9 protein-coding genes are annotated in these 10,131 nt (G+C 45.3%); 6 read left to right on the forward strand and 3 right to left on the reverse strand.

The genetic code is table 11. The annotated features are described in order from the left end of the window. The first annotated feature begins 72 nt into the window (after window positions 1-72). From nudF to parC, 6 genes are all read left to right on the forward strand, one after another. Window positions 73-702 (forward strand): ADP-ribose diphosphatase, encoded by a 630-nt coding sequence (gene nudF, locus B9J84_RS16000; protein ID WP_064625881.1) that lies wholly within the window; start codon window positions 73-75, stop codon window positions 700-702. After that, entirely contained in the window at window positions 690-1,124 is a 435-nt protein-coding gene (locus B9J84_RS16005; protein WP_017042669.1) for a DUF1249 family protein, read from the forward strand. Before nudF ends, B9J84_RS16005 begins: the two co-directional genes overlap by 13 nt. A gap of 47 nt (window positions 1,125-1,171) precedes the next feature. Then, window positions 1,172-1,993, forward strand: a complete 822-nt coding sequence (cpdA, locus tag B9J84_RS16010) for a 3',5'-cyclic-AMP phosphodiesterase (protein WP_094124553.1) — start codon at window positions 1,172-1,174, stop codon at window positions 1,991-1,993. Continuing rightward, entirely contained in the window at window positions 1,983-2,579 is a 597-nt protein-coding gene (gene yqiA / locus B9J84_RS16015; RefSeq protein WP_017042667.1) for an esterase YqiA, read from the forward strand. The genes cpdA and yqiA overlap by 11 nt, the downstream gene beginning before the upstream one ends. A 212-nt stretch (window positions 2,580-2,791) precedes the next feature. Further along, the gene (gene parE, locus B9J84_RS16020) at window positions 2,792-4,675 is read left to right on the forward strand and encodes a DNA topoisomerase IV subunit B (protein ID WP_017042666.1); all 1,884 of its coding nucleotides are present in this window, start codon (window positions 2,792-2,794) and stop codon (window positions 4,673-4,675) included. Then, window positions 4,676-6,952: a DNA topoisomerase IV subunit A gene (gene parC, locus B9J84_RS16025; protein WP_017042665.1), complete on the forward strand. Its 2,277-nt coding sequence runs from the start codon at window positions 4,676-4,678 to the stop codon at window positions 6,950-6,952. 77 nt (window positions 6,953-7,029) lie between these two features. Here parC and degS read toward each other — a convergent pair whose 3' ends face one another. The 3 genes from degS to zapG all read right to left on the reverse strand — a co-directional run. Further along, window positions 7,030-8,094 (reverse strand): outer membrane-stress sensor serine endopeptidase DegS, encoded by a 1,065-nt coding sequence (gene degS, locus B9J84_RS16030; protein WP_026027274.1) that lies wholly within the window; start codon window positions 8,092-8,094, stop codon window positions 7,030-7,032. A 142-nt stretch (window positions 8,095-8,236) separates the two neighbouring features. Then, window positions 8,237-9,601 (reverse strand): Do family serine endopeptidase, encoded by a 1,365-nt coding sequence (locus B9J84_RS16035; RefSeq protein WP_094124554.1) that lies wholly within the window; start codon window positions 9,599-9,601, stop codon window positions 8,237-8,239. 116 nt (window positions 9,602-9,717) lie between these two features. Beyond that, on the reverse strand, window positions 9,718-10,131 hold a 414-nt coding region (gene zapG / locus B9J84_RS16040; protein WP_094124555.1), incomplete at its 5' end, for a Z-ring associated protein ZapG.

The following is a 10,131-nucleotide window of genomic DNA, read 5'->3' on the forward strand; positions in this document are numbered from 1 at the left end:
AAGTTGAGCAATATCCTTGGTGATGGATGAATTCCATGATTAAACTATGAGATTCACTGAGCGAGGTTTCAAATGCAGCAGTCTGACAAACGGTACAACATTTTTACGCCCCAAGATGTGGACGTCATTTCAAAAGAAACACTGTTCCAAGGTTTTTTCCGCATGGTGAAATACCGCTTTAAACACAAGTTGTTTGAAGGTGGATGGAGTGAGGAGATTGAAAGAGAAATGTTTGAAAGAGGTCATGCTGCGGCTATGCTTCCTTATGATCCTGCGCGTGATGAAGTCGTGATTATAGAGCAAATTCGAGTTGGAGCACTAGAGCACGCCCATCCTTGGCAACTGGAGATTGTTGCTGGAGTCATCGACCCTAATGAAACGTCCGAGCAGGTTATTCGTCGAGAGGCGATGGAAGAGGCGGGAATTGAAGTGAACCGAATCGAAAAAATTAGCTCTTATTATCCATCATCTGGGGGATGCTCTGAATTACTCGACGTCTTTGTTGGTGAAATCGATGCAACGCAAGCTAAAGGCGTACATGGGCTGGACTATGAAGGTGAAGACATCAACGTTCATGTCATGAGCCGTGAAGAGGCTTACCGCTTAGTGAAAAATGGCCAAATTGAGAATGGTGCCTCAATTATCGCTTTACAATGGTTAGAGCTAAACTATCAACAGTTACAATTGCAATGGCAGAATTAGCATTGAAAAAACCGTATCACGTTGATTTATCGGAACTAATGCGTGTGTACGAAACTAACTACGCGAAATTGAACGCTTTGTTACCCAGTCAGCCGAGCGTAGGTGACTTACGCTGTTATCAGGCTGCTCAAATGACCTATCAATTACAAGTGCTAGAGGTCACAAAGTACACAACTTTAGTGGAGATTTGTCAGAGTGATGACGTTTCAGTATTTCCATTACCGTCGATGTCTGTCAGGCTTTACCACGATGCACGTGTTTCCGAAGTGTGTGCAAGTGCGCGGATAAATCAGATCAAAGCTCGCTATGATTACCCGAATGAACAAATGATGCAAAAAGATGAGAAAGCGCAAATCAATCGCTTTTTAGGCGATTGGCTTACTTTCTGTTTAAAGCACGGGATTAGCCGAGCTCCAATTTAGTCTTCGTCGTAGATGAAAATTAGTCATTCAATTTGGATTAATAAATTTTGAACGTGTCGCCAACTCTAGACAATTCAGACAGCATCAAGCTGCTACAAATTACCGATACGCATCTGTTTGCGCCGGATGATGGCAGCCTGTTGAGTGTTAATACGGTAGATAGCTTTCATGCTGTTGTGGCAGAGATTTGCGCGCAACATGTTGAATTTGATGCAATTCTGGCTACGGGCGACATCTCGCAAGATCATAGTGCTGAGTCTTATCTTCGTTTCTCTCGTGGTATTTCTTCATTAGAAAAAACTTGTTTTTGGCTTCCCGGTAATCACGACTTTAAACCCAATATGGGCGCCGTATTCCCGTCAGAGCAGATTCAACAGTCGGAGCATGTATTACTCGGTGAACACTGGCAGATGGTGATGCTCGATTCTCAAGTTGTAGGCGTACCGCATGGACGGCTGAGCGATCAACAATTGGCTTTACTTGACGAAAAATTATCGACGTACCATCAGCGACACACCTTGATTGTGCTGCATCATCATCCTCTATTGGTGGGGAGTGCCTGGCTCGATCAACATAGCCTTAAAGACAGCGATGCTTTTTGGAATATCGTCACGCAACATCGCAATGTGAAAGCCGTCCTGTGTGGTCATGTTCATCAAAATATGGATAAACTCCATCACGGTGTCAGAGTGATGGCCACTCCCTCGACCTGTGTACAATTTAAGCCCAATTCAGATGATTTTGCTTTGGATCGCACTTCCCCAGGATGGCGTGAATTGACGCTATCTGCTGATGGTCAAATAGAAACTCAAGTCAAACGTTTAGCTAACGGCGCATTCCAACCGGATTTTAACGCTAATGGATACTGAGATGCCTACTCGTCAACCTATGCTGCTTTATATTCACGGCTTTAATAGCTCGCCGCTGTCGCACAAAGCACAAGTGATGGTGAAGTATTGCCAAATGCAGCGTCCTGATATCAAAGTGATGGTGCCTAAGTTACCCAGTTTTCCCGCGCAAGCTGCGGAATATCTACTTGATCTTATTCATCAACATCAAGATCAATATCGTATTGCGCTGGTGGGGAGTTCATTAGGCGGGTATTTGTCTATTTGGTTAAACCATTTGTTTGGTTTTCGTGCCGTGGTGATAAACCCAGCAATCAAACCGTATGAATTATTGGTCAATTTTTTAGGCGAACAAGTCAACCCCTACACGCAAGAGCACTATCGGCTAGAGGCGAAACATATTGAAGAGCTCAAAGCATTAGAGGTTAAAATTAATGACGTCACGTCATTTTGGTTGTTGCAACAAATGGGCGATGAAGTCTTAGATTACCGTCAAGCCGTCGCTAAATTGACGGGAGCAAAACAGACGGTTGAATTTGGCGGCGATCATAGTTTTGTTAACTTTGAGCGATATCCGCGACAAATCATCGAATTCCTAGATCTCTGACCGATTCATTGAGGGGGGAGTCATAATTTTACCTGTAACTTACTTATCTCGCTTGACATAAGCAAGGCTCTTCCAGACTATGTCCTATCTATACTTTTGCAGTTTGTAATGCTGAAAAAATCAGCGTTGTTGTCGTTAATTAATCACAAGCACATCATTGATAAACTGCCGAAAAAGTAACGAATCATTTATCTATAAAAGCATTCCGTATTATGACTGAACAATATAATGCTGGGGCCATTGAAGTTCTTAATGGTTTAGAACCAGTACGTCGCCGACCTGGGATGTATACGGACACCGCGCGACCTAACCATTTAGGCCAAGAAGTTATCGATAACAGTGTCGATGAAGCGCTAGCCGGATATGCCTCCAAGGTACAAGTTATTCTCCACGCAGATCAATCACTTGAAGTGATCGATGATGGGCGTGGTATGCCTGTTGATATTCACCCTGAAGAGAAAATATCAGGCGTTGAGCTTATCTTCTGTAAATTGCATGCGGGTGGTAAGTTTTCAAACAAAAGCTACCAGTTCTCCGGTGGTTTACATGGGGTAGGTATTTCCGTAGTGAATGCCCTATCCAAGCGTGTGGAAGTGACCGTTCGCCGTGATGGGCAAATCTATGAAATGGCGTTTGAGCACGGTAATAAAGTCGAGGAATTGACAGTAACTGGCACCTGTGGTCGTCGCAATAAAGGGACCAGTGTCCACTTTTGGCCCGATACCAGCTACTTTGATTCGCCTAACTTTTCAGTGACTCGCCTAATCAATAATTTGCGCGCTAAAGCGGTACTTTGCCCGGGGCTCGAGATCACCTTTAGTGATAAGGTTAACAATCTTGAGCACCGTTGGTACTACGAAGACGGCCTAAAAGATTATCTCGCAGAAGGCGTAAAGGGTTACACCTTATTGCCCGAAGAGCCATTTACGGGTGAGTTTGTCGCTGAAACTGAAGCGGCCAACTGGGCAGTGATTTGGCTACCTGAAGGTGGTGAGATGATCACTGAAAGCTATGTTAACTTAATCCCGACCGCACAAGGTGGTACGCACGTTAACGGCTTACGCCAAGGGTTGCTCGATGCGATGCGTGAATTCTGTGAATTCCGCAACCTGTTGCCGCGTGGCGTTAAGTTAACTGGTGAAGATGTCTTTGACCGCTGTTCTTATGTGTTGTCGGTTAAGATGCAAGACCCACAGTTTGCAGGGCAAACCAAAGAGCGCCTTTCTTCACGTCAAACCGCGGCTTTTGTTTCAGGTGTGATAAAAGACTCTTTTAGTTTATGGCTGAATGAAAAACCACAACTCGCTGAATTACTTGCCGAAGTGTGCATTGCCAATGCGCATCGCCGCATGCGAGCCAGCAAAAAAGTGGTACGGAAAAAAATCGCATCGGGCCCCGCGCTCCCCGGTAAATTGACCGACTGTTCAGTGCAAGACCTGAGCCGCACGGAAATCTTCTTTGTCGAAGGGGATTCAGCAGGTGGCAGTGCTAAGCAAGCGCGCGATCGCGAATTTCAGGCGGTTATGCCACTGCGTGGGAAAATTTTAAATACGTGGGAAGTGTCGGCAGACCAAGTGCTGGCTTCACAAGAAGTGCATGATATCTCTGTTGCGCTTGGGATTGATCCTGATAACGACGATCTCGATGGATTGCGTTACGGTAAAATCTGCATTCTCGCGGATGCTGACTCTGATGGTTTACATATTGCCACCTTGCTTTGTGCCTTATTTACCAAACATTTCCGAGCATTAGTCAAAGCGGGTCATATTTTTGTTGCGATGCCTCCTTTGTATCGGATCGACTGCGGCAAAGAGGTCTTTTATGCACTCGATGATGCTGAAAAAGAGGGCATTTTAGAGCGACTTAGCCAGAAAAAAGCCAAAATCAACGTACAGCGATTTAAAGGTTTGGGTGAAATGAATCCGCTTCAATTGCGTGAAACAACGATGGATCCAAACACGCGCCGCTTGGTGCAACTGACCATTGATGATGCTGAAGCAACGGATGAGATGATGGACATGTTGCTAGGTAAAAAGCGTGCAGATGACCGCCGCGCATGGTTGCAACGTTATGGCGATATGGCAGAGGTGCAATAAATGTCAACTGAAATAACCTTTGATGGTGTTGAGAAACTGCCGCTGCGTAAGTTCACTGAAGACGCCTATCTCAATTATTCGATGTACGTCATCATGGACCGCGCACTGCCTTATATTGGCGATGGTTTAAAACCGGTACAGCGACGTATTATTTATGCGATGTCGGAGCTTGGACTCTCGGCGTCAGCCAAGTACAAAAAATCAGCGCGTACCGTTGGTGACGTGCTCGGTAAATACCACCCGCACGGTGATTCGGCCTGTTACGAAGCGATGGTATTAATGGCACAACCCTTTTCTTACCGCTATCCACTGGTGGATGGTCAAGGTAACTGGGGTGCTCCGGACGATCCAAAATCCTTCGCGGCGATGCGTTATACCGAAGCGAAACTGTCTAAATTCGCTGAAGTTTTACTGGGTGAGCTTGGACAAGGCAACGTTGATTGGCAGCCTAACTTTGATGGGACAATGCAAGAACCACAAATGCTGCCGGCGCGTTTACCTCATATTTTGCTCAATGGCGTCACGGGAATTGCGGTGGGCATGGCGACCGATATCCCGCCACACAATGTGCGTGAAATTGCCGATGCGACGATTCACCTGATCGATAACCCGGAAGCGCAACTGCATGATGTGATGCAGTACGTGCAAGGGCCAGATTATCCGACCGAAGCGGAAATTATTTCACCCAGAATTGAAATTGAGAAAATATATCGCTCAGGTCGCGGCAGTATCAAAATGCGCGCGGTTTGGCATAAAGAGGGGAGTGATGTTGTGATCACAGCATTACCTCATCAAGTCTCAGGCGCTAAATTGCTCGAACAAATCGCTAACCAAATGCGCGCGAAGAAATTGCCAATGGTTGAAGATTTACGCGATGAATCGGATCACGAGAACCCTACGCGTATTGTTATTGTGCCGCGTTCTAACCGCGTAGATTGTGACTTGTTGATGAGCCACTTATTCGCATCAACCGATCTAGAGAAAAGCTTCCGTGTTAACTTGAACATGATTGGCTTAAACAATCGTCCTGAAGTGAAAGGTTTAGTGACCATTCTTTCTGAGTGGATTGAGTTTCGTCGCACCACGGTTCGCCGCCGCTTACAGTACCGTCTTGATAAAGTCATGGCGCGTTTGCACATCTTGGAAGGTTTGCTCATTGCTTATCTGAATATTGATGAAGTGATTGAAATCATTCGTACTGAAGATGAACCTAAAGCGGTACTGATGGCCCGTTTTGGTATTAGTGCTATTCAAGCCGATGCGATTTTAGATACCAAACTTCGCCACTTAGCCAAACTTGAAGAGATGAAGATTCGTGGTGAGCAAGATGAGCTTGCCAAAGAGCGCGAAAAATTAGAGCAGTTGCTTGGTTCTGAGCGTCGCTTGAACACATTGTTGAAGAAAGAGATCAAAGCGGATGCTGAGAAGTACGGTGATGATCGCCGTTCACCACTGATTGAGCGTGCTGAATCTAAAGCGTTGACTGAGCGTGACCTTGTGCCAAGTGAAGCGATCACCGTTGTGCTTTCGGAAAAAGGCTGGGTACGTCATGCCAAAGGGCATGATGTGGATTGCCAAAGTTTGAGCTACAAATCCGGCGACCAGTATTTGGCTCATGCTTGTGGTAAGAGCAATCAACAGGTCGTATTCTTGGGTAGCGATGGTCGAAGTTATTCGCTTGAAGCTCACTCGCTACCTTCGGCGCGCAGTCAAGGTGAGCCGATTACGGGGCGTCTCAACATCACAGAGGGCTCGTCTATTCGCCAAGTAGTGATGGGGGAAGAGGATCAACTCTGGTTAGTGGGCTCGGATGCCGGTTATGGTTTTGTTTGTAAAGGTGGTGAACTGCTGTCGAAAAACCGTAGTGGTAAAGCCTTAGTTAATTTGCCTGAGAACTCAGAGGTAATGACGCCGCAGGCCATCGGTAATTTGGAGTCTGATGATATTTTAGCGATCACGAATCAGGGCCGAATGTTGCTATTCCCAATCAAAGATTTACCACAGCTAACCAAAGGAAAAGGCAACAAAATAATCAATATTCCTGCGGCTAAGTCCAAAGAGCGTGAAGAGTTTGTGTCACATTTAATCTCCTTGCCTCAAGGAGCGGCTATTACGCTCTATGCCGGCAAACGCAAACTTGGTTTAAAAGCCAGCGATCTAGAAAACTTCCGTGGTGAGCGTGGACGTCGAGGTAGCTTACTGCCGAGAGGGTTACAACGTGTTACTGCGATTGAGATTGAATCAGAACTTAGTGATTCAGATCTTGAGCAAGAGTAAAAGTCTATAAATAAAAGCCCCCTTCGTGAGTTGGGGGCTTTTTTATGTCTCTTTGTTTTGTTTTTGGTGGCTTAGTTTTATTCGCGTAGGTCTTCAACAATTGTCACGGGAAGTGTCATCTCTTCACCCTTACGTAAGATGAGCACATCGACAACGGTACCTGGGCGCAAGTCAGTGACAATTTCCATCACACTCTTGCGACCATTAATTTTTTTACCGCCAATTTTTAGAATAATGTCCCGCTCTTTAAAACCAGCCGTTTCCGCAGGGCCATTGGGGTCAATGCCCAACACAACTATGCCGCCAATATGTTCACTGCCAAGTAGGCGAGATGTTACTGGAGTAATATCTTGCCCATCAATACCGATATAGCCGCGAATCACGCGTCCATCAGCAATGATTTTTTCCATAATGGTATTGGCTAATTTGTAGGGAATTGCGAATGATATACCATCGGTTTTCATTTCAGTTGCTTGTTGAAACGAAGCCGTGTTTATACCTACCAGCTCTCCTTGAGTGTTGACCAAAGCTCCACCTGAATTGCCTTCATTAATGGCCGCATCAGTTTGGATGAAAGCTTGACGTCCATCGGTACTGACTGATGAACGTTCAGTGGCAGAAATGATACCAAAAGTAGTGGTTTGTCCAAGGTTGTATGGATTGCCAATGGCCAGTACCACATCGCCAACTTTCACCGAGTAATTGGGATTTTGTGGAATAACGGGAAGGTTCGTTCCTTCGATTCGCAAAATTGCGATATCCGTGCGTCGATCTTTGCCTACTAATTGCGCTGCTGCGAGACGGCCATCTTGTAAGGCCGCTACGATTTGGTCGGCTTGGGCTACTACGTGATAGTTGGTAATGATGTACCCTTTCTCGCTCACAATTACACCAGAGCCTAACCCTTGAATCGACAGTTTACTGCGATCGCTTTCGGTGTATTTTTGGTTGTAAATATTGACTACAGCAGGTGCGGCGCGGCGAACGGCTTGGTTAAACGAAATTTGCAAAGAGAGCGCATTGGGAGACTCTTCGGCCGCGATTTGCGGGAGAACATTTGAACGTAGCGAGGGAACCGCTAGTAAAATAACAACAGCAGCGAGAAGCCCAAGCCCCACTGAACGAAGTAAAAAGTTAAGCATATCTTCCCCAAACAAAACCCGCTATATACTCAGCTTATTTTACACCTGAGCTTGAGAGAGGAAGAATAGCACTACATGATTGAATAAGAAAAGGGCAGCATTCAAATGCTGCCCTGATCGCTCCACAAGCGATTCTCACTAATTAGCGAATAACCAAGTAAATGGTTCTATCACCTCGTTGGATATTCATCGCAAGTATGCTCGGCTTTTTCTCCAAAATTTCGCGTAATTGTGCGAGGTTTTTCACTCGTTGGCGGTTAACACCAATGATGATGTCCTCTTTTTGTAGTTGATACGCTTCTGCCGCTGACCCTTTCTCTATAGCAGTCACTTTAACGCCAGCGATTGGGTCTTGAACCGTCGTATTGGTCAGTGCCGCACCAGTCAACCCCGAGTGAAGTTGCTCTGCTTTGGTTGTGGTGTTGTTTTCACTCAAGGTTACGTCGAAGGTTTTGCTTTTACCATCGCGGATAACATCGATTGTGATTTTTTTACCTGCACCTAATGTTGCCACTTTGGCTCTTAATTCATTGAAGGTAGAAACGTTTTTTCCATTAATAGCTGTGATGACATCACCCGCTTTGATCCCTGCTTTATCGGCGGCGCTATCTTTGATAACTTGGCTAACAAACGCCCCTTTACTTGACTCATAGCCTAGCGCTTCAGCCAGTTCAGAGGTTATTTCACCCCCTTGAACGCCGAGCACGCCACGTTTTACCTCACCAAATTCTAAGATCTGTTCGGTCAAGTTTTTCATCATATTTGATGGTATTGCAAAACCGATCCCAACGTTGCCACCATTCGGCCCAAGAATCGCGGTATTAATCCCAATCAATTCACCATTGAGATTGACTAAGGCACCACCAGAGTTGCCACTGTTAATCGCGGCATCGGTCTGAATAAAGTTCTCAAAGTTTTCAAGATTAAGTCCACTTCGTCCTAGCGCAGAAACAATGCCGGAAGTCACCGTTTGACCAAGACCAAACGGGTTCCCGATCGCGACAGTGAAATCACCTACACGCAGTTTGTCTGAATCCGCGATACGAATTTGGGTTAAATTTTTTGCTTTTTTGAGTTTGATTAGCGCGATATCGGACATTTTATCGCCACCGACGAGCTCCGCATCGTATTCTCGGCCGTCGTATAGTTTGACGCGAATCTTATCAGCGTCATCGATGACGTGATAATTAGTCACAACATAACCTTTGTCTGCGTCAGTAATGACACCAGAGCCTAATGCTCTAAATGGCCGCTCTTGCGATTGGTCGATTGGGAAGTCAGGACCAAAGAAAAATCGAAACTGCTCGGGTAAACGTTGATGGGAGACTTGAGTTCCCTCAACTGAGATACTAACAACCGCTGGTGTCACTTGCTCTAGCATCGGTGCTAAGCTCGGCAGTGGCTCACCACTGACAGAAAAGGGTAGCGCTGCCATTGCGGGTAGTGGGGTGATGATTGAACTTAAACTTAACGATAGAGCGGTTAAAAGAAGTAAAGGTTTTTTCATCATAAGCTCCTTTGGAATAACTGTGTTCGAAGTTTAATATTTGTACGAAAGACAAAACTTCAACACTCTCGTGAGGTTTATGACTCAAAAACCTTTATAAAGTTCATGAATTCAGATTAAACGGCTTTCACCTTAACCACGTCTGCAGAATGAATGATCTCTTTTTTGGGGGTATTAAAAAGCCCTGTTGCACCATTGGCATAATCTTTCGGTGGCTGTTCCAAAATGTCATCGTTGCTTTTATCTGTATCATTATGCAGAGCGATTTTTTTGATAAATGGGTTATCTTGCTCTGGCATATTCGGCAGAATTTCGGACGATGTTTTGGCCATGTGTTGATACAGTTTTGTATAATCTTTACCTAGGGTATCGAGTATTTCTGCCGCTTGAGCAAAGTGATCCGACAATTCTTGGCGTTGTTGTTCCAAACTAAATTTCGCGTTATCTAATTCTTTTTGTAGAGACTTTTGGTTTTTATATTGAGGCGTAGTCAATCGTGAAATGACCATTCCCAACACGGCCCCTACTAG

This window comes from Vibrio sp. V03_P4A6T147 (assembly GCF_002241085.1).
Taxonomy (GTDB): Bacteria; Pseudomonadota; Gammaproteobacteria; order Enterobacterales; family Vibrionaceae; genus Vibrio; species Vibrio anguillarum.

Bases quoted from the DNA above. Each gene is read 5' to 3' on its own strand.
- nudF (WP_064625881.1), top strand. From the start codon at position 73: ATGCAGCAGTCTGACAAACGGTACAACATTTTTACGCCCCAAGATGTG.
- B9J84_RS16005 (WP_017042669.1), top strand. From the start codon at position 690: ATGGCAGAATTAGCATTGAAAAAACCGTATCACGTTGATTTATCGGAA.
- yqiA (WP_017042667.1), top strand. From the start codon at position 1,983: ATGGATACTGAGATGCCTACTCGTCAACCTATGCTGCTTTATATTCAC.
- parE (WP_017042666.1), top strand. From the start codon at position 2,792: ATGACTGAACAATATAATGCTGGGGCCATTGAAGTTCTTAATGGTTTA.
- parC (WP_017042665.1), top strand. From the start codon at position 4,676: ATGTCAACTGAAATAACCTTTGATGGTGTTGAGAAACTGCCGCTGCGT.
- degS (WP_026027274.1), bottom strand. From the start codon at position 8,094: ATGCTTAACTTTTTACTTCGTTCAGTGGGGCTTGGGCTTCTCGCTGCT.
- B9J84_RS16035 (WP_094124554.1), bottom strand. From the start codon at position 9,601: ATGAAAAAACCTTTACTTCTTTTAACCGCTCTATCGTTAAGTTTAAGT.